Genomic DNA, 18,671 nt, shown 5'->3' with positions numbered 1-18,671 from the left:
CGGGGCGAAGCCGACTGGCTTCTTTGTGCTGTGCTGGCAGGACAAGCGAGTGTACTTGCTGTTACCTGATTGTACTCAAGTTAAGCCATAGAAACGCTTTGTGTTCTGATAAAAGAGCCGGGCGGCCCGCTCGGTTCCCATGCCAGTGATTTCACTCCATGCCTGGATGACCTGTCTGGTCATGGCCGGGTGTGTCATTCGTCCCTGAAATGGTCCTTCGAAGGGCCAAGGTCCGTCGGTCTCGGCCATCACTTGTTCTGATGGATATTGCCGGGCGAGTTCACGAATCTCTTCTTCATACCGAATATCCGGCGTGAAGGAAATGAAATAACCGTTGTCCGCCATGCGCCTTACGGTTTGGCGAGAACCTTTGAACCAGTGAAAATGAGCACGTCGGAACTGATATTGCTCCAGCAAATCACAGACGATATCCGCATCATCGTATACCGCATGAAGGACAAGTGGTTTGTTATACTTTTTGGCAAGTTGGATGAAACGTTCAAGCAGTTCAATGTACCCGCTCTGATCGAAGCGTTGCCCTGCCTGCTCCGCTTCCTGACGATTGTAATAGGGAAGGCCAACTTCTCCTATGGCTGTGGCTTGTCCCATATGCTTCTCGATCCATTGGAAGAAGAGGTCCATTTCTGCAATGGACGGCAGTTCCTGTTCCGGATGGAAACCGAAGGCCGGATAGATGTTACGTGGATGTTGTTTTGCAAGCTCCAGATTGGTCTTGGCAGAAGCGAGATTCATGGACACGGCAATGACTGCTTCGACCTGCTGAGACGGAAACGATAGCAGCATCTCGCGTTGTTCGTCAGGGGTATACTGATCGAAGTGAATATGAGCATCAATTAATGGTGCAAAAGCTTGAGAATGCACGAGGGAATTCCTCCTTGTGTTCAGTTATATTCTAACTATGTTACGCAGAATTTCTTATGGCGGATCACCCATTAAAGGAAATAAATAACTTAAAAACCCGCACTATCAAGATAGGCGGGCTTTCTGCTGTTCTTCTCGCATCCACTGTGCAATCTGCCGTTTACGCTCCAGGAAAGCGGATTCCTCCGTAATTTCTTCTCGTCTTGGGCGATCAAAAGGAACATGTACCTCGTGCAACACCGTTGCAGGTCGGTTGGATAATACATAGACCCGATCTGCAAGTAGCAATGCTTCTTCGATATTGTGGGTGATGAACAGCACCGAGCGGCGGTTCTGTTCCCAGATATCGAGCAGCCAGCGTTGCATGTCGCTACGTGTCAGTGCATCCAGTGCGCTGAAAGGTTCGTCCAGCAGCATGAGTTCCTGCGGACTGAGCAGGGCACGCAGAAATGCAGCACGCTGCTGCATTCCGCCCGACAGCATATGAGGATAGGCCTGCTCGAACCCGGCAAGACCCACGCTGCTTAACCACTTTCGAGCCTCTGCAAGTGCTTCGGCCCGAGGTGGAGCACTTGAAGCTACTTCACCAGCAAGCAGTACATTATCTTCAATGGTACGCCACGGGAAAAGGGCGGGCTGTTGCGGCATATAACTAATCTTGCCACGCTGTCCCGTTACATTCTGACCGTTCATAAGTACTTGGCCTTCCTGTGGCTTAAGCAGACCGCCGATGATATGGAACAGAGTGCTTTTGCCACAGCCAGAAGGTCCAACGATAGCAACAAACTCGCCTTGCTCCACAGTCAGGGACAGGCCGTTCAGAACCGGTAGCTTGTTGCGCCGTTCACGGAATGATGCATGAACATTAACAACGTCCAGTGCAGGTGGAACCGGAGCAGGAGTCGTGTTGGCAGGTCGATCAGGCGTAGCCGAGTTAAACTTTTCACCGTGCGTTGGCTCCATTACACTTGCTCCTCGTCCAGGCTGGACTTGTTCATCCTGTTGCCGATTCATATGGTCATCACTTCCTAATATACAGATTACTTCTTTACTACCGCTTTTGTGGCCGCCAGCGCACGAGCAACTTCTCCAGCAGGGCAATGAACAGGAAGAGCAGCAAGCTGAGCGCGACAATAATCATGATCGCCACGAATAGGCGGTCCGTACGATAAGCCGACTTTTGCAGCATCATATAATAACCAATACCCTTGTCTGCACCAATCCATTCGGCGATGATGGCGCCCATCACGCTATAGGTAGCGGCGATTTTGACACCGGAGAACACGGATGGCAGCGCATGGGGGAGCTCCAGCTTCCAGAAGATCTGATGACGTTTCGCACCAGCCATGCGCATATAGTTCATCATCGCCGCGTCAGTACGGGTCAAGCCATCCATGGCCGCCACTGCAACGGGGAAGAAGCAGACCAGAATGATCGTAATCAGCTTGGGCAGTAGCCCGAATCCGAACCAGATTAACAGGAGCGGCGCGAGCGCGATGGTCGGAATATTTTGACTAAGAATAAGTAAAGGATACAGGGCTGACTTGAGAAAAGGGACTAAATGTAGCACCATCGCAATCAGTAATCCAACCGCTGTTCCAGCGGCGAATCCAATCAGCGTTAACTGAATGGTTGCGGAAGCGTGCATGCCAAGCCGTTCGGCCTGGGTTGCCGCTTCGCGGGCGATGTCGGACGGTGCAGGCAGCATCCATTTCTCAATATGGAAGAGGGAGACGGCTCCCTGCCATATCGCTATAAAGAGAATAACCGCCACAATGGGCGGCCATACACTTTTGAAATAGGCAGGCATTAGCGATACTTCTCCGTCAGGGTATCCATGCTGAAGCCAGTAGGGCTATGGGCGATTTTGATCTGGGAGATGATGCTTGGGCTGCCAGCCTCCACAAGTACCTCGTGCATTTTACGTACAACTTCCAGCAGTTCCTCCAGTTCACCTTCCATCGTTGTGTCGAGCGCATTCACCTGATACTTCAAGCCAGATTGCTGAATAACTTCAATGGCTCGATCAACGTAAGGATAAGAGTTCTCGCCATTTGGCGTTTTCGGGATAACCTGAATACTAAGTAGTGTGCTTGCCATGAGAGATCACGGCTCCTTTCGTGATATATAAAATGAACTAATGACTGTTACACTTGCCACTTCGATGACAGAATAACCTTCCAATCGCTGTTATCCCCAGATTTTTTTGATTCCCTTTCTCTAAAGGGAAAATCCGGTGATAAAGGCGACCGCTTCGCTTTTTCACGTTATTTCTGTCCTCTCCGTCCTCGTGTAAAATTTAAGTTCGTTTTATATGAGAAATTTTATTGGGGTAAGAACTCGTTCGTATATGCCTTGCTCACATCGATCTGTTCATCCAGCAGTTTTTTGCTAAACATCCAGTCGGTGTAGTTCTGCCACACTTCCTGCTTTTGCTCACCCCAGCGTGGGGCGTCATCTGTGTACTTTGGACTAAGCCATTTCTGGCTTGCCAGTACCAAGTCTTTATCCAGATCCGGTACGGCCTTGATCAGAATGTTGGCTGCGTCTTCGGGATGATCAATTGCGTATTGATATCCTTCTGAAGTGGCTTTCAGGAATGCTTTCACCAACTCAGGGTCGTTTTGGATCGTCTGCTCGTTTGTTACTAGTACAGGCGTGTAGTAATCCAATGCATCTGAATAATCCTTCACATATAACATGTCGATCGGTTCCCCGCGCAGTTCGGCTTCAATACCCGTCCAAGCGTAGAAAATCCATGCAAAATCAATGTCTCGTTTCACTGCGGTGAAAAAGTCGGCGTCACCCATGTTAATGTTTTTCACTTTGGATACATCGGCTCCGTCGCCTTCCATAATGGATTGCATCACGGCTTCTTCGACTGGGGAACCCCAACCGCCATAGGTTTTACCTTCAAAATCTTTCGGTGACTTGATATTCCGATCCGCCGGAGCAGCGAAACCAGATGTATTATGCTGAATAACTGCTGCGATGGAGACCAATGGAACACCCTGTGTGCGGGCTTGAGTTACACTCTCCTGATAACTTACGCCAAAAGGCACTTCATTGGAGGCAACCATTGTATCTGCGCCACCGGCACCTGGTTGTACAATCTCCACGTTCAAGCCTTCGGCTTTATAAAAACCTTGATCTACAGCTGCATACAGGCCTGTATGATTCGTATTTGGTGTCCAGTCGAGCACCACTTTAATATCTTTCAGGGCGGCAGTGTCACCTTCGTTGCTGCTTTCCGTATTTGTGTTGCCGTTCTGCCCAGCTGGGGCAGCTTCTTTGCCACCACATGCGGCTACAGTCACCATAAGCACGCACAAGAGCAACAATCCCATCGTTTTACGCCATTTCATCTGTGGTCTCTCCTTCGGTATGTCCGGCCGATTGGCACGGGGTACTCCTTGGCTTCATATCCAATCATCTTGCATAAATCGACAGATTTATACCAGTTGAGATCCGGATGACGTTATTTTTGAACAAGTAAAACGTCCATCGATGTCATTCAAGGAAGCCAGACTGCGCTTAGCGGCAGTTTTTCTTGCAATATCAGGAAGGTGATGCTTCCAAACTTATACTTTCTGATAGTAACAAAAAAAGCGCCCCGTATTCCGGGACGCGTGCAGGCGTTAGAGAGGTGGCGTTCAGCCATAGGGCTGTGCCATTTCGATATACTCCGATTCCTACGCTGGCATGATCCAGATCAGGTCTAAGGGTTAGTATCTTGGTGGGATACACTCTCAGCCGGCCAATTCCGACTCCCCTGGGAAACTATGAAGTTACGGGCATTACTAGGTGTAATTATAGGCCAGCGGGTGGAACGTGTCCAGTCATGAACTGGATAGGGACACGTATAAGTTATCAAACAGGCCGTTATACATATGTATAACAGCCTGTTTGGATGTGTTATTTTCAATAATTATCGTGGGGAATCATATAAGGCAATCTGACTGAGTGCAAAAGCATCGGATTTTGGGTCATAACCTACCTGTTTCTGAGTGTTTTCCAGATTTAATCGTTTAAACCGATTATTCGAGATCCCATGCAGTATGGTGAAGGGTTCCAGATCGGTAGTTGTAATTGCTTTGAACATCAAATCACACAAGTCAGCCGGACTAATATACGCGCTCATATCCCTTGCCTCCAGCACGGGTCCGTCCGGTTGAAAATCATCATATGCACCTATACGTATTGCTACACTTTGTAAACCTTCGGTATACGCAAAATAGGAAGCGAGCGATTCTCCAAAACATTTGCTAACCCCGTACAAATTCCGTGGACGTGTTGGCATGTCCGGATAGACTTGAGCATCAATGGGATACCCCTCAATCGTCTGTGCACTGCTTGCAAGAATGACTCTTCGTACACCTTGGTCTTTAGCTGCACGGAATACATTAAATGTACCTTTGATATTGATGTCCAACAACGATTCATAAAATCCGGCATTCGGGGAAGGATCTCCAGCCAGATGTACAACCACATCCATGCCTTCGCAAGCACGCTGACAGGCTTCGGGGTCTGTCACATCCAGTGTCATGATCTCATGGCTGGTCCCTTGATACGTATGCAGTCTGTCGATATTTAAATCCGTTAGTCGCAGGCGAAATGCTTCTGCAAGTGTTGGGACAAGTCACGTCCAATTTTTCCGGCTGCGCCAGTAATTAAAATGTTCATGAAATCAGCTCCAATTCTTAGCGCTGGAAGAACTCAATCCATTCCTTTTCAGGTCCATAGATGAAGAAATAGCGGTAACCGTTAGGCAGTGTGATAATCTCTCCGTCGATAAATTCGGCTTCGGTGGATTGAATGCGTTTGTACTCAGAATCAAGATCATCCACGTGGATCGCAAAATGGTGCACCGTACCTTCAGAAGGTAGCTTGTCGCTGTATCCTTGAATTAACTCAATCTCAGTCTCATTACTTCCATTGAAGCCAAGGAAGGCAAGCTGAATGACGCCGTTGGTATGGGTCACCCGGTCTTTCAATTCAAGACCAACGATCTCCGTGTAGAAACGCAGCGTGGTCTCCAGATCACGAACGGCAATGCCGACGTGGTCAATGCGCTTTTGAAAACTCACAATCAAAAACCTCCTTATGTAGTGAATGTTTCTACCATTTTAAGGGATATCATAGAGCTGTACTACATGGTTGTCAAATCCAATTTTAAAATGGAAAAATCATAATTGTTCACAAAATGTTCACTTATGTGAAGGGTTTCCTCATCTCTATAATTACGAAGGTAAACAGAGAGGATGAGAGAATTGCCAACCAGCAAGAAGGAACAAATTATTTTCGGATTAATGATGTGTATAGGAATGGTCTTGGTCATGATGTTCTTCAATCTATGGCACAGTGGGTTACTCGGCAAGATGTCCCCGCTTGAAATACTGCTTCAATTCATATTATGTTTTGTCATCGCGTTTCTGGTGGAGTCTTTCATTGTTGGCCCTGTGGCGAGAAAGATTGCATTCTCTTTGCCCTTTGACAAGTCCTACAAGATTCTGGGTGTGCTCGTCATGTCATTTTTCATGGTGATTGGCATGGTTCTGATCATGTCCATGTATGGAATGATCTCGGCATATCTCGCTGATCAATTAAGTGGGTCATCCGTACTCCGTACGTATCTCCATACCATTGCTCGTAACTTCAGCCTTGCGCTTCCATATCAGTTGATCGTTCTGGGACCACTCGTCCGATATGTATTCGGTAAGTTCATCAAGGATAACGGGCCCGTAATGCCTGTCGTTAATAAAAGTGTGTGATTTGGTTGACCATAAGTATTTCCTGGGCAATCTTGTGCAAATGAATAGATATTATTCTCACCTTTAATGAAAGGTGATGAGAGAGGCAAAACAGCGCTAACGAATCGAGGACACCTTATTAGGCAAGTTCCTAAGGGAATGAAAACCTAACGAATCTCAGCGGTGTTATTATGCAAAAAAACCTCCAACGAGACATTTAATTGAAGCTAATTATCTATAATAACGTCTCTAGGATTCGTTAGATTTCAAACATGCGGAAATGGAGGGGGATAGCGTGTGCTAGGTTCGTTAGAACAGAGTAACGCTACAAAAAAATGTCCACCGTCAGGTCATGGCGGTGGACATTTCAATTTCTTTAATAGGTATTTCTAATCCTCAGGACTGGATCAACACAGAACTGTTAAGTCGCAGAATTGGCTATATGTTTGTTCTGCCATTGAAACGTGATTACGCTAATGACAAGCAGGCCAACTGCAAAGATCGCAAGCATCCATGCAGACTGATTAACCGCCAGATGATCAAGACTCCATCCCGTAGTCAAAGGCAGAATGGCACCGCCAACCCCACCTGAGGCAATCAAAATGCTAGGTGTGGATTCTTCTGTTCCGGGCAACAGTTTACTGGCGAAGACAAGGGCAATGGAGAATATCCCTGACATCGCAAGTCCAAGCAGTAAGATGATGAGAAATGCAGACCAGATTTGGTTTGTAAATGGAAATATCATTAACAAGAGAACAGATGCAAGACAACTGTACAGGACATATACGCGGTATTGGAATTTCTCTGCGATATAACCGGCGAAGAGCCGTCCCACGGACATGGCAATCCAGAAACAGGTGACACTAAGGGCTGCTCCGGCTTCCTTCATGTTCATTTTCTCAATCAGGATCGCCGGCATGAAGTTCGCAAGACTCATCTCTGTGCCAACATAGAGGAAGAAGAACAGGACGAATAATACCAGAAGAGTCCTGTTACGGCCACGATAGGTTGGACTGGATGTACTTGCAGATGCGGGATGCATCTCACCCGATGTCCCAGCAGAGTGCGTATTTACGGAAGCATGATTCGAACTCTGTCGCTCCAGAAACTTATCGAGTTCACCGAATGATCCTTTCGCCCAGAAAACAAAGGTCAGCGCTGCGCAGATCGCAACAACGAGAAAGGAGAGACGCCAGTATCCGGCAGCAATCAGACCGCTGGCAATGAGCGGCATGACCATCGCCCCAATCCCGAATAACACTTCCAGTCGACTCATAGCAACGGCTGTATTGTCTTTGATTGCAGCGATGATAATGGTGCCAATAACAGCTTCAACCATTCCGAATCCAAAGCCGGCAGCGGGTGCAATGACGAACATCCAGCCCCATGGTGGCAGCAGCATGTAGGATAATTCTGCAATACAGAGCAACGCTGTGGCGATTAACAGGCCTCCCCGTTTACCAAAGCGTCTGTTCAGCCATGGAGATAACAATACACCACCCAGGAATCCGGCAAATTGGGCAAAGATCAGCGTTCCGCCTTGGCTATAATCTTTGCCGTAATGTTCAAGTGCAACCGGTAGAATGGAACCGAGCACAACGTGGGCAAGTCCAATCAGGAAATAGGACAGACATCCGATCCAAAGTAATTTTTTCATAAAGAACCCCTTCTACTTATATACATAAATTGAGGATCACAATAAAGCGCAATCTTGAAGACAAAGTCTATCATAACAGGACATGTTACGTTGTGCCATGAATTCCTGATCGATACAGAAGGTTGCAATCTGGTCCGGCGTTCGTATATACTGAGACCAACAATTACAGATCGGACCATGCCGTTGAAGAGCATCCAACTCGGAGGCGTTTTCGCCAGGGGAGCGATATTTCCCCAAGTTAACCGGAACCGCCCGTTATCGCGGACCAAGAGGCTGGAAGCAGGATATCCTGATTCAGCAAGTTGGGTGGCACCGCGAGCAGAGCGCTCCTCGTCCCAAGGGATGAGGGCGCTCTTTGTATTTTTACAGCCAAAGGAGACGGTGACCATGTTAGAAATGAAGTGGATTCGTGCACATGCAGAAGAGGTTCAGGCCGCAGCAGACGGGAAAAAAATCAAGATCAACATTCGCACATTGTTAGAGCGGGATGAGGAACGCAGGACACTTTTGCAGGAATCGGAAGAAGGTCGCAGGTTGCGCAATACGTTATCTGCTGATATTGGCAGACTCATGCAAGCCGGGAATCGGGAACAGGCCGAGGGTTTGCGGGCTCAGGTGAAACAGATCAATGAACAGTTGGATCAGGTGGAAGCGAGGCTCGCCCCTGTGCAGGAGGAAGTAACCAAGCTGCAATGGCTGGTACCCAATATCGTATCCCCGGATACCCCCAATGGCTCGTCGGACGCAGACAATGTAGAGCTGCGACGTGTGGGAGAGGTGCCAACGTTCGAGTATTACACCAAAGATCACGTGGAACTTGGGGAGTTGCATGATCTCATCGATATTCCCCGTGGAGTTAAGATTGGCGGTACGCGAAGCTATGTATTAAAAGGCGCTGGCCTGTTATTACATCGAGCAGTACAGCAACTTGCGCTTGATTTGCTTCTGAAGCACGGCTTCACACCGATGGAGGTTCCGCTGATGGTCAGGGAGGATGCGCTGGTGAACACCGGATTCTTCCCAACCGGTCGAGATCAGGTCTATGAACTCGAAGGGGAGAACAAGTGGCTGGTGGGAACTTCTGAAGTGCCGCTGGTCTCGTATTATGCGGATGAGATTGTTGATGTTCAAGAGCCTGTGAAGCTGGCCGCAGTATCGACGTGTTTCCGCAGTGAAGTTGGCTCCGGCGGACGGGATGTACGCGGATTATACCGTGTGCACCAATTTGCCAAAGTTGAGCAGGTCATTCTCTGTGCTCCTGATGCGGAAGAATCGGAGCGCATGTTGCAAGAGATTACAGGACACGCCGAAGAATTGCTGCAATTACTGGAACTGCCGTATCGTGTTGTCGCTGTATGTACCGGGGATATGTCGCAGAAAACGTACAAACAGTATGACATCGAGACCTGGATGCCAAGCCGCGGTGCATATGGAGAAACGCATTCGTCGTCGAATCTGCATGATTTTCAGGCTCGCCGATCAAATATTCGTTGCCTCGATGCCGAAGGCAAGTTGGCGTATTGTCACACCTTGAATAATACGGCGGTGGCATCGCCGCGTATCCTGATTCCTTTGCTTGAGAATCATCAGCAGGAGGATGGAAGCATTCACATTCCGGCAGCCCTGCGGCCCTATATGGGCGGGGCCGAGAGCTTGATTTTGCCAGAGCAGGATGAAGTGAAGTAGAGAGGTTAGGTAACGCTTTAGTAATTCAAAAAGGGGATGTTCCACACGTCATGTTGCATGTGACGATGGACATCCCCTTTTAAACGGTAACACTATTTAACGAACCGATCTCCTAATATTTTGTGCTGAATTTAACTGATCTGGTAAGTGCTTGAACCTAAGATATAGCTTACTTCTTTGATTAAAATTTCTTCGTTTATGTAAGTAAATAAAGTTATTTCTTAAATGTTAACGCAGCTTCCATTCACGCTCGTTAATGATTTCAATTTGTCCAGATTCAAGGGCTTTTTTGAAACGATTGCGGGCTGTTTTCATCAATAGAACCATTTCGTCTTCAGGACGAATCTTGGTGGATGTCGAAGTGACGATAGCTTTCATACGTTTACGGTTATTTTTAGGTGAAACCATATCAAGCAAATTCTTTTCGATCATACATATCCCACCTCATTTTTAAGGTTTATTAAAACAGTATTACGCGACCTTCCCATATTATACAATGAAAATCATGAATTGTTCCAAGACGCTCACTCACGTTATTCAACTTTATGCAATTCGTATCCGATATAATATAATAGAAGTAAAATATTGGATTATGGGAGATGGATATTGAAATGAATAGAATCAAACTGGCGCTTCGAGGCACACTTGCTCTAATGATTGCATTGACCGTACTGGTCCCTTCGTTGGCCTTGGCGGCTACTGGTGACGTGACATCGATTGAAATAACCAATAGCAGCCCGCAGAAAATGAGTGTCTCCGAAACAGCTGCGCTTCAGGTGATGGCAACGGTAGAAGGTTTTGATAACAAGCAGGATGTTACCCAAGGCGTGACTTGGTCCACCAGTAATGCAGCGGTTGCGACGATGGTGAAAGGCAAAGTCAAGGCTGTGGCCGCGGGCGAAGCAACGATTTTTGCAGAAGTAGACGGGGCTAAAGCCCAGTTGGTTGTCCAAGTGCAGGAGAAGATCAAAAGCATCAAAGCTTCACCGAAATCCTACAGTTTTGTTAAAGGCAGTGAAAGCACCCTTCCGAAAGTAAGCATTACCCGTGCGAATGGTAAGGAAGAGGATGTGACGTCTGAGATTGTGTGGTCCGTATCCACTTCTTCGGCTGTGCTGGAAAACGGTAAAATCAAAGGCGTTACACCTGGCAGAGTATTGCTGCAAGGCAAATATGGAACAACGATCGTGAAAGTCCCCGTTGCTGTGACGGATGAGATTACCAAAGTTGAAGTCACTCCTGCCACAATGCAGCTGAACATCAAGAAGTCCAAGGCGTTGAAGGTCATCGGGACCTACGCAAATGGCAAAACGATCAACCTTTCGAAACAGATCGTATGGACCTCTTCCAACACAAATGTAGCTATCGTGAAAAATGGAGCCGTTAAGACACTGACCGAGGGACAAGCCACCTTGACAGGAACTTATCAAAATCAGACAATAAAGGCAGAGGTTACCGTTGTACCTTTGCTCAAAAAGCTCATTACAGGCCAGAAAAAACTGGTTTTGTCTCCACAGGGAAGTACAACGTTGAGTGTGATGGCCCAGTATGATACGGGTAAAACCACTGTTGTGACGAACAGCGCGGTATGGAGTAGCACAAAGCCGGGCGTAGCGACAGTAACAAATGGCAAGATCGTGGCTGTAAGCAAAGGGAAAACGTCCATCACGGCCAAATGGGGCAATAAAAAAGTGACGATCCCTGTTACGGTAAAATAAATCTTCATATAATAAAGCATCTTGCATGATCCAAAAATTAGTTTCAGTACATGACATCGTTAAAATCATCAATATCATCAAGGTAACAGACAACCAAGGGGCGTAGACATACGCTCCTTTTTTGGATATATAGAAATATGTATCTGAAATGCCTTCTGCTTCAACAACTATATAAGGGGATTGGATGGGATGAATATGAAAGCTTCGATTATAAGCTCAGACTCTAACTCTAGTGATCTGGCTTACCTGAAATATCTTTTTCTATCCCTAAGTTCCATACTTACATTTCAACGGAGTGCTACGATTAAGCGCATGAAGCAACGCACCTATGAAAAATACAGAGAAGGTTACCATTTAAAATGTCATGGTGAAGAGGAGATACCTGAATGAAAGATCCAATGCAACCGGAAAATTGGCCTGCCTGGGCGACAGAGTCGGTAGAGATTGCTCCGGCCAATCCCAATTGGGATGCGCAGGCTCAGGATGAAATCCGGCAACTCAAACGTCTTCTAGAGCAGTTTAATATTCATCAATTCGAACATATCGGAAGCACGTCCATTCCAGGGTTACCCGCCAAGTCCATTATTGATCTGATGGCAGAGGTACAGTCATGGGATGACATGGATCTGATTGCGGATCAGCTGAATCCGTTGGGCTGGAACTACGTTCCGCCTGAACTGGATGGACGGGAGTACAGACGATTCTGGGTCAGGGTTAAGGATGGCAAGAGAGCTGTACACCTGCATCTGATGCGCCCGGGAGAAGAACGCTGGGATCGTCAAATTCGGTTTCGGGATGTGCTGAGAAAACGCCCAGATCTGGTGGAAGCTTACGCCGTCCTGAAGACAAAGCTTGCTGATGAGAACAAGGAAGATAGGGAATCGTATACCGCTGCCAAAACGCAATTTATTTTACAAGTGCTTGATGAAGGCGTGTGATTGATTGAAAAGCGTACTTATCAGAGACAGGCTGATCTATTTCTTAGCAGTCATGATGACCATGGCGGCAGGACTCGTATCCAGACACTTTGGTGAACGATTGCCGGGTTGGGTGCATGAACATTTCGGGGATGCATGTTGGGCGGGCATGATTTATTTCGGAGTACGCATGGTGTGGCCTCATCGCAGCTTGGTATGGGCGATGTGTTTGAGCTGTGTATTCAGCTGGATGATTGAGTTCTCGCAGTTGATTCAGACGCCTTGGCTGATTGAGATACGTTCTACCGTATTAGGTGCTCTTATTTTGGGACATGGTTTTCTGGTGATCGATCTGATTCGATATACGGTCGGTATTCTGTGCATGGTTATGATAGATCGTTATTTCCTGAGAAATAAGATGGCTGGATCATGAACTCAAGTGAATCATGGAGGTGTGCTGCATGAATGTAGAAAAACTTTTTGCCGAATTGCCCGAATTCGAAACACAGCGGTTAAAACTGAGGCGGCTTACGATGGATGATCTTGATGAATATTATGCGTTTGCCTCTGATCCGCGAGTGAGTCAGCAAAGCTTGTGGAACTACCATGAGACGGTGGAGGATTCAATTCAATATATTCAGCGGGTACTGGATAATTATGAACGGAAAACGGTACATATCTGGGCTTTTATTTTGAAGGAAACAGGGACCTTGATTGGGAGAGGTGGCATTTTTCATCTCAACGAACCCATGCAGAGTGCTGAACTAGGGTACGCGATAGCCAGCAGTCAATGGGGTAAGGGGCTCGCAGCAGAAGCGATGCAACCCATCGTGGATTATTGCTTTCGGGAACTGGACTGCAATCGGTTGGAGGGGAAATGTAATGCAGGCAACATAGGCTCTGCACGCGTAATGGAGAAGCTGGGTATGTCGTACGAAGGTTTGCTACGCAAACAGTTGAAGATCAAAGGTGTATTTACGGATCAAAAATTGTACTCCCGTATCCGGGATGATCTATAATACTTCCAATGACTCATAGGGTACATCGCAGAAATTGAAGGAGGCAGAACCATGATCTATAGTATTATTTCCCGTTCGTTGTGGGAGCAAGTGTCAAAGGGGACTGAGTATGCACCAGATAGCCTGGAGACAGACGGATTCATTCATTGTTCCACTAAGGAACAAATTCCATGGGTAGCCGGGCAATATTATGCAGGCCGCACGGATCTATTATTACTTAGTATTGATGAGAAGGCGTTAGAGCCAGAACTGGTGTATGAGGATCTCTACGAATTAAATGAACTATATCCACATATCTATGGAGAGCTCAATCTGGATGCGGTTCGCAAAGTCATTCCATTTGAACCGAATGCAGACGGTACGTTTTCATTTCCTGAATAAATAACATGTGACGCTTCTGTTTGAACATGATCTGGGGACAACATACTTTTCCGAAGGGTGGTTAACGGATGGATATGAATCAGGTTTTTTTGGAGACAGCGGAGAAGCAATTCTTGTATTACAAGCAGCTCGGGGAAAAAGCCATGGCACAACTGGATTCCGAGCAATTGTTTCAATCCTGGAATGAAGACGCGAACAGCATTGCGGTTATCGTAAAACATCTATGGGGCAATATGCTGTCCCGTTGGACGGATGTACTGACAACAGATGGTGAGAAACCGTGGCGTGAACGGGACGCCGAGTTCGTGAATGATATTGCTTCCAGGGAAGAGTTGCTTGCTAAATGGGAGGAAGGCTGGACATGCCTACTCGAAGCTATTCGTTCGTTTACCCCGGAACAATTGTCTCACATCATATACATTCGCAATGAAGGACACACCGTCATGGAGGCTATTATTCGGCAATTGGCGCATTATCCGTATCATGTCGGGCAGATTGTATTTGCCGCGAAAATGCTCAAAGAAACAGCTTGGGACAGTCTCTCTATTCCGAGAAACGGGTCTTCTCAATATAATGGAGGCAAATTTGCCAAGCCGAAGGCACGCAAACATTTTACAGAAGATGAACTTCATATAGAAAAAGGTGAGGAACAACAATGACTCAAATTGCATTGATTCGCCATGGAAGCACAGCGTGGAATAAGGAAAAACGTTCGCAGGGACAGACGGATAATCCACTGGATCAGGAAGGCAGGGAACAGGCAGTTTTACTTGCCGCGAGACTGGCCGAGGAATCCTGGGATGCCATCTATTCAAGTGACTTGGAGCGTGCAAGTGAGACAGCTCGCATCATTGGTGATCGCTTGGGCATTCAGGAGATTCATCTGGACCCTAGACTTCGCGAGATGGGCGGAGGACAGGTCGAAGGAACGACGGAAGAGGAACGGTTAGCCAAGTGGGGAGCGGACTGGAGTACTCTGGATCTGGGACGTGAGCTTGTAGATGCAGGGACTGTTCGAGGTAGTGCGGTGCTTGAAGATATTGTACGGCAGCACCCCGATGGAAGAGTGATTGTTGTCAGTCATGGGGCCGTCCTGCGGAATACACTGCGAGGACTGGTGCCTGAACTGGATATCAGCGTGAAGCTGTCCAACACATCCATTACCCGGATCGCCAAGAATGAGAATACGTGGCAATGTGAACTGTACAATTGCAGCGTGCATTTGGATTCGCCCGGGGAGTCTTAATGGATGGATGCCCTGACGTTAAAACAAAAATTACAGCATATTCAGTCGTCTAATCATTCCATTGATCACGAGGAACAGCCTTACGAATTGGCACTGCATATGATGAAGCATATTGGTAGTACTGATCCTGTCCTGCGGGATGAATTGATCTATGTTACGTTTGCAACATGGATTGGACAGGGTGTATTTTCGGAAGATCATCTAAGGCATATGTTGCAGTTGGCGCTGGACGATCAGCACTTGTTCTATGGGATCGGAGAGCAGGGAACGGATAGTGTGTTTACGCGGACGTTCTCCGTATTGTTACTGCCTCCCATTCTGAATGTGGATCGTCAGCAACCCTTCTTGAACAAAGAGGATATCGCAGGGATTCATCATCGGTTGACTACATATCTGGAGCTTGAAAAAGATGTTCGCGGCTACGCCGATAACAAGGGCTGGGCACATGCCCCCGCACATGCGGCGGATGCGGTTGAAGACTTGGCACAATCACCATATCTGGAGCGAACGGATCTGCTGGAACTTCTGCATGCACTCGCTGTAAAAATAACGGAATCAAGTGTGGTTTACATCCATGATGAAGATCAGCGAATAGCGCATGCTGTGATTACCATTCTGCGTCGCAATCTGTTGGAGCCAAAGGATATTACGACGTGGATCGATTCCCTTCATCAAGGAGACCAGGCGGTGAACAGATCACTTCTGGAAACCAGTCATAGGAACCTGAATGTGCGTCTGTTTTTGCAGACACTGTATCTTGCGATACGTACAGAAGAAGATGAGCCGTTTCCGGCAGTTTGTTCACTGGTATTGCAGGCATTGGAGAGAGATAAATAACGATACGCTAAACGTTTGGAAAAAGGGGAGATGGCGCATGACCAAACAGCCGTATTCATGGACGGAAGAGATCTTATCTCCGCTGGGTGAGACAGCGGTTATCATCCAGTGTGGAGATCAATTGTCTGACCCTGTGCAGCGCAGAGTGATGTCTGTATGTGCTTTGCTGGAAAAAAGCACTCTGCCGGCCATGATCGAATGGGTGCCTTCATATACGTCCGTTACAGTATTTTATGATCCGTTCATCTCCTCTTACCCTCAGTTAAGCAAGATTCTGCTTCAGCAGTTGAATCAAATGAAGGAATCCGTACAATACAAACCCAGAACGGTCACGATTCCCGTATGTTATGGTGGCGAGTGGGGCCCTGATCTGGACTATGTTGCCAGTGAACATGGACTGACCCCAGAAGACGTTATTGCGATTCATACATCCGGGGATTATCTCGTACATATGATTGGGTTTGCACCGGGTTTTCCGTATCTCGGCGGTTTGTCTGAACAGATTGCTACGCCCAGACGGGCAACGCCAAGGCTTCGGGTTGAGGCGGGCACAGTAGGTATCGGTGGCAAACAGACAGGAATCTATCCAGTGGATACACCCGGGGGATGGCAATGTATTGGACAAACGCCACTCCGGTTGTTTCGGCCGGAAGAGAACATACCGAGTTTGCTGGTAGCAGGTGATCGGGTTCGATTCAAACAGATTACGATGCAGGACTATCTGGCGTTGAAGCGGAAGGAGGGCGAACGATGAGTATTGAAGTGATTCGCCCTGGTCTGTTATCTACCGTTCAGGATGAAGGCAGAACCGGTTATCGCCGGTATGGTATTCATCCTGGCGGGGTCATGGACACCTTTGCAGCCAGAGCAGCCAATATGCTTGTGGGCAACTCCCGACATGCGGCAGTACTGGAGATGACGATGACGGGGCCAGAGCTTCGATTTCAGGAGAGCCAGCTAGTCTCATTATGTGGAGCCGATCTGACGGCAACGGTGGATCATCTGTCTGTACCTTTGTGGCGTCCTGTGTTGGTGCGGGCAGGAAGTGTACTGAAGTTTGGCCCATGTCGTCATGGCTTGCGTGGTTATCTGGCGATTGCGGGTGGAATAGCTGTGCCTGAAGTGATGGGCAGTCGAAGTACAGACCTCAAGACAGATCTTGGCGGTATGGATGGGCGAGCCTTGCGCGTGGGGGATCTGTTATCCAATGGTGAACTTTCTGTCGAAGCGCAAGGTTGGATGCAACGTATGGAGCAGCAGGTAAAGGAGAGTGAGCGGGACCACCGAATATTGGCGCCTGCGTGGCTTTTATCTGAACGTGAAAGACCTGACTATTATGGGCAACCTGTTATTCGTGTGATGGAGAGCAAGGATAGTTTTCTGTTCAGCGAAGAGAGTCTTGCACAATTCTATGCCGAAAAATACGTGATCTCTCCACAATCCGATCGGATGGGCTATCGCTTGCAAGGCTCCATAATGGAGCTGGATCAGCCCCTGGATCGGCTGTCTGAAGCCGTTACCTATGGCACGGTGCAGGTGCCACCGGATGGTCAGCCCATCATCTTGATGGCGGACCATCAGACGATTGGAGGTTATCCTGTCATTGCACAGGTAGCTCGGGTGGATATGCCAATCCTGGCTCAGACTAAGCCAGGAACCCAAATTTCTTTTAAAAAGATTACGCATGATCAAGCCGGACAGTTGTATATGGAACAGGAAATCAATATGCAACTCATAGATAAGCTGATACGCAGAAGAATGGCAGGAATGGGGGGCGCTTAATGAATACCTCGAAAACCTTGGATATCAATTGTGATCTGGGCGAAAGTTATGGTATATATCGCACGCTATCGGACGAGGCCATTCTACCCTTGATTACATCAGCCAATATTGCCTGCGGGTTTCATGCAGGAGACCCGGCTACAATGCGGCTGACGGTAGAGAGGGCATTGGAGCATCAGGTGGCAATTGGAGCCCACCCCGGGTTGCCGGATTTGCAAGGGTTTGGCAGAAGACGTATGGACATTACGCCACGGGAAGCATATGACATGGTGGTGTATCAGATTGGTGCGCTGGATGCCTTTGTCCGGGCAAGCGGAGGGCGAATGCATCACGTAAAACCACATGGTGCCTTATACAATATGGCCGCAGAAGATGCGAAGCTTGCTGAAGCCATCACCGAGGCGATCTATCAAGTACAGCCTGAACTGTATCTGTATGGTCTGGCGGGCAGTGAGCTGATTCATGCCGCGGATCGCATCAGTCTGCGTAGTGTGAGCGAAGTGTTTGCGGATCGAACCTATGGGACGGACGGAAAGTTAACTCCTCGCAGCCAAGCTGGAGCCCTCATTGAAGAATCGGGACAAGCGATTGCTCAAGTGCTTCGGATGGTGAAAGACGAAGTCGTTGTATCCACGGATGGTACGTTGGTTCCCATTAAGGCAGAGACGGTCTGTATCCATGGTGACGGAGCATATGCTCTCGCATTTGCTCAAGAGATTCGTCGTGTGTTGGAATCGGAAGGCATTAAGTTATCCGCGCATACCACGGGATGATATTAATGTTCAGCAGAACAATA

At 47.8% G+C, this 18,671-nt stretch carries 22 protein-coding genes and 1 riboswitch; of the genes, 13 read left to right on the top strand and 9 right to left on the bottom strand.

All coding sequences use genetic code 11. The annotated features are described in order from the left end of the window. Nucleotides 1-75: 75 nt before the first annotated feature. From AC1DE7_RS29555 to AC1DE7_RS29525, 7 genes are all read right to left on the bottom strand, one after another. On the bottom strand, nucleotides 76-882 hold the full coding sequence (locus AC1DE7_RS29555) for a TatD family hydrolase (RefSeq protein ID WP_477535731.1): 807 nt from the start codon (nucleotides 880-882) through the stop codon (nucleotides 76-78). A 105-nt stretch (nucleotides 883-987) separates the two neighbouring features. Continuing rightward, nucleotides 988-1,896 carry an ABC transporter ATP-binding protein gene (locus tag AC1DE7_RS29550; RefSeq protein ID WP_477535730.1) on the bottom strand — a complete coding sequence of 303 codons (909 nt, stop codon included), beginning with the start codon at nucleotides 1,894-1,896 and terminating at the stop codon, nucleotides 988-990. A 37-nt stretch (nucleotides 1,897-1,933) separates the two neighbouring features. Continuing rightward, on the bottom strand, nucleotides 1,934-2,692 hold the full coding sequence (locus AC1DE7_RS29545) for an ABC transporter permease (RefSeq protein WP_036616724.1): 759 nt from the start codon (nucleotides 2,690-2,692) through the stop codon (nucleotides 1,934-1,936). After that, entirely contained in the window at nucleotides 2,692-2,982 is a 291-nt protein-coding gene (locus AC1DE7_RS29540; RefSeq protein WP_017690996.1) for a thiamine-binding protein, read from the bottom strand. The genes AC1DE7_RS29545 and AC1DE7_RS29540 overlap by 1 nt, the downstream gene beginning before the upstream one ends. A 224-nt stretch (nucleotides 2,983-3,206) precedes the next feature. Next, on the bottom strand, nucleotides 3,207-4,247 hold the full coding sequence (locus AC1DE7_RS29535; protein ID WP_036673166.1) for an ABC transporter substrate-binding protein: 1,041 nt from the start codon (nucleotides 4,245-4,247) through the stop codon (nucleotides 3,207-3,209). A gap of 306 nt (nucleotides 4,248-4,553) precedes the next feature. Next, nucleotides 4,554-4,666, bottom strand: a riboswitch (TPP riboswitch). Between the two features lie 144 nt (nucleotides 4,667-4,810). Next, a complete protein-coding gene (locus AC1DE7_RS29530) occupies nucleotides 4,811-5,428 on the bottom strand; it encodes an NAD-dependent epimerase/dehydratase family protein (RefSeq protein ID WP_477535729.1) in 618 nt (205 codons plus the stop codon). Between the two features lie 154 nt (nucleotides 5,429-5,582). Next, complete coding sequence (locus AC1DE7_RS29525; protein ID WP_076253877.1) at nucleotides 5,583-5,969, bottom strand: VOC family protein; 387 nt, start codon at nucleotides 5,967-5,969, stop codon at nucleotides 5,583-5,585. Nucleotides 5,970-6,143: 174 nt separating this feature from the next. Here AC1DE7_RS29525 and AC1DE7_RS29520 point away from each other — a divergent pair, with 174 nt between their 5' ends. After that, nucleotides 6,144-6,653, top strand: coding sequence for a DUF2798 domain-containing protein (locus AC1DE7_RS29520; RefSeq protein ID WP_477535728.1), 510 nt, complete (start codon nucleotides 6,144-6,146; stop codon nucleotides 6,651-6,653). A 400-nt stretch (nucleotides 6,654-7,053) separates the two neighbouring features. Here the strand turns inward: AC1DE7_RS29520 and AC1DE7_RS29515 are convergent, their stop codons facing one another. Continuing rightward, nucleotides 7,054-8,289 (bottom strand): MFS transporter, encoded by a 1,236-nt coding sequence (locus tag AC1DE7_RS29515; protein WP_076253875.1) that lies wholly within the window; start codon nucleotides 8,287-8,289, stop codon nucleotides 7,054-7,056. Between the two features lie 387 nt (nucleotides 8,290-8,676). On the opposite strand from AC1DE7_RS29515, the gene serS reads away from it, so the two are divergent. Next, the gene (gene serS, locus AC1DE7_RS29510) at nucleotides 8,677-9,975 is read left to right on the top strand and encodes a serine--tRNA ligase (RefSeq protein WP_477535740.1); all 1,299 of its coding nucleotides are present in this window, start codon (nucleotides 8,677-8,679) and stop codon (nucleotides 9,973-9,975) included. 228 nt (nucleotides 9,976-10,203) lie between these two features. Here the strand turns inward: serS and AC1DE7_RS29505 are convergent, their stop codons facing one another. Further along, entirely contained in the window at nucleotides 10,204-10,407 is a 204-nt protein-coding gene (locus tag AC1DE7_RS29505) for a hypothetical protein (protein ID WP_076253873.1), read from the bottom strand. Between the two features lie 179 nt (nucleotides 10,408-10,586). Here AC1DE7_RS29505 and AC1DE7_RS29500 point away from each other — a divergent pair, with 179 nt between their 5' ends. The 11 genes from AC1DE7_RS29500 (at nucleotide 10,587) to AC1DE7_RS29450 (ending at nucleotide 18,648) form a co-directional block, all read left to right on the top strand. After that, a complete protein-coding gene (locus tag AC1DE7_RS29500) occupies nucleotides 10,587-11,693 on the top strand; it encodes an Ig-like domain-containing protein (protein WP_253505265.1) in 1,107 nt (368 codons plus the stop codon). 386 nt (nucleotides 11,694-12,079) lie between these two features. Then, nucleotides 12,080-12,631, top strand: coding sequence for a GrpB family protein (locus AC1DE7_RS29495; protein ID WP_477535727.1), 552 nt, complete (start codon nucleotides 12,080-12,082; stop codon nucleotides 12,629-12,631). A 52-nt stretch (nucleotides 12,632-12,683) separates the two neighbouring features. After that, the gene (locus AC1DE7_RS29490) at nucleotides 12,684-13,043 is read left to right on the top strand and encodes a ribosomal maturation YjgA family protein (RefSeq protein WP_477535726.1); all 360 of its coding nucleotides are present in this window, start codon (nucleotides 12,684-12,686) and stop codon (nucleotides 13,041-13,043) included. Nucleotides 13,044-13,071: 28 nt separating this feature from the next. Further along, nucleotides 13,072-13,629: a GNAT family N-acetyltransferase gene (locus AC1DE7_RS29485; protein ID WP_180361879.1), complete on the top strand. Its 558-nt coding sequence runs from the start codon at nucleotides 13,072-13,074 to the stop codon at nucleotides 13,627-13,629. 51 nt (nucleotides 13,630-13,680) lie between these two features. Continuing rightward, a complete protein-coding gene (locus tag AC1DE7_RS29480; protein ID WP_101314894.1) occupies nucleotides 13,681-14,010 on the top strand; it encodes a DUF952 domain-containing protein in 330 nt (109 codons plus the stop codon). Nucleotides 14,011-14,078: 68 nt separating this feature from the next. Then, the gene (locus AC1DE7_RS29475) at nucleotides 14,079-14,669 is read left to right on the top strand and encodes a DUF1572 family protein (protein WP_477535725.1); all 591 of its coding nucleotides are present in this window, start codon (nucleotides 14,079-14,081) and stop codon (nucleotides 14,667-14,669) included. Then, complete coding sequence (locus tag AC1DE7_RS29470) at nucleotides 14,666-15,256, top strand: histidine phosphatase family protein (RefSeq protein ID WP_477535724.1); 591 nt, start codon at nucleotides 14,666-14,668, stop codon at nucleotides 15,254-15,256. The genes AC1DE7_RS29475 and AC1DE7_RS29470 overlap by 4 nt, the downstream gene beginning before the upstream one ends. 3 nt (nucleotides 15,257-15,259) lie before the next feature. Further along, nucleotides 15,260-16,093 carry a DUF2785 domain-containing protein gene (locus tag AC1DE7_RS29465; protein WP_477535723.1) on the top strand — a complete coding sequence of 278 codons (834 nt, stop codon included), beginning with the start codon at nucleotides 15,260-15,262 and terminating at the stop codon, nucleotides 16,091-16,093. 37 nt (nucleotides 16,094-16,130) lie between these two features. After that, nucleotides 16,131-16,847 (top strand): 5-oxoprolinase subunit PxpB, encoded by a 717-nt coding sequence (gene pxpB / locus AC1DE7_RS29460; RefSeq protein WP_477535722.1) that lies wholly within the window; start codon nucleotides 16,131-16,133, stop codon nucleotides 16,845-16,847. Next, nucleotides 16,844-17,875 (top strand): 5-oxoprolinase subunit C family protein, encoded by a 1,032-nt coding sequence (locus tag AC1DE7_RS29455; RefSeq protein ID WP_477535721.1) that lies wholly within the window; start codon nucleotides 16,844-16,846, stop codon nucleotides 17,873-17,875. Before pxpB ends, AC1DE7_RS29455 begins: the two co-directional genes overlap by 4 nt. Beyond that, nucleotides 17,875-18,648: a LamB/YcsF family protein gene (locus AC1DE7_RS29450; RefSeq protein ID WP_477535720.1), complete on the top strand. Its 774-nt coding sequence runs from the start codon at nucleotides 17,875-17,877 to the stop codon at nucleotides 18,646-18,648. The genes AC1DE7_RS29455 and AC1DE7_RS29450 overlap by 1 nt, the downstream gene beginning before the upstream one ends. The last annotated feature ends 23 nt before the right edge of the window (nucleotides 18,649-18,671 follow it).

It is taken from the genome of Paenibacillus sp. 10L310, assembly GCF_056395745.1.
The sequence above is the reverse complement of the archived record's forward strand: the minus strand, read 5'-3'. Positions and strand labels throughout refer to the sequence as shown.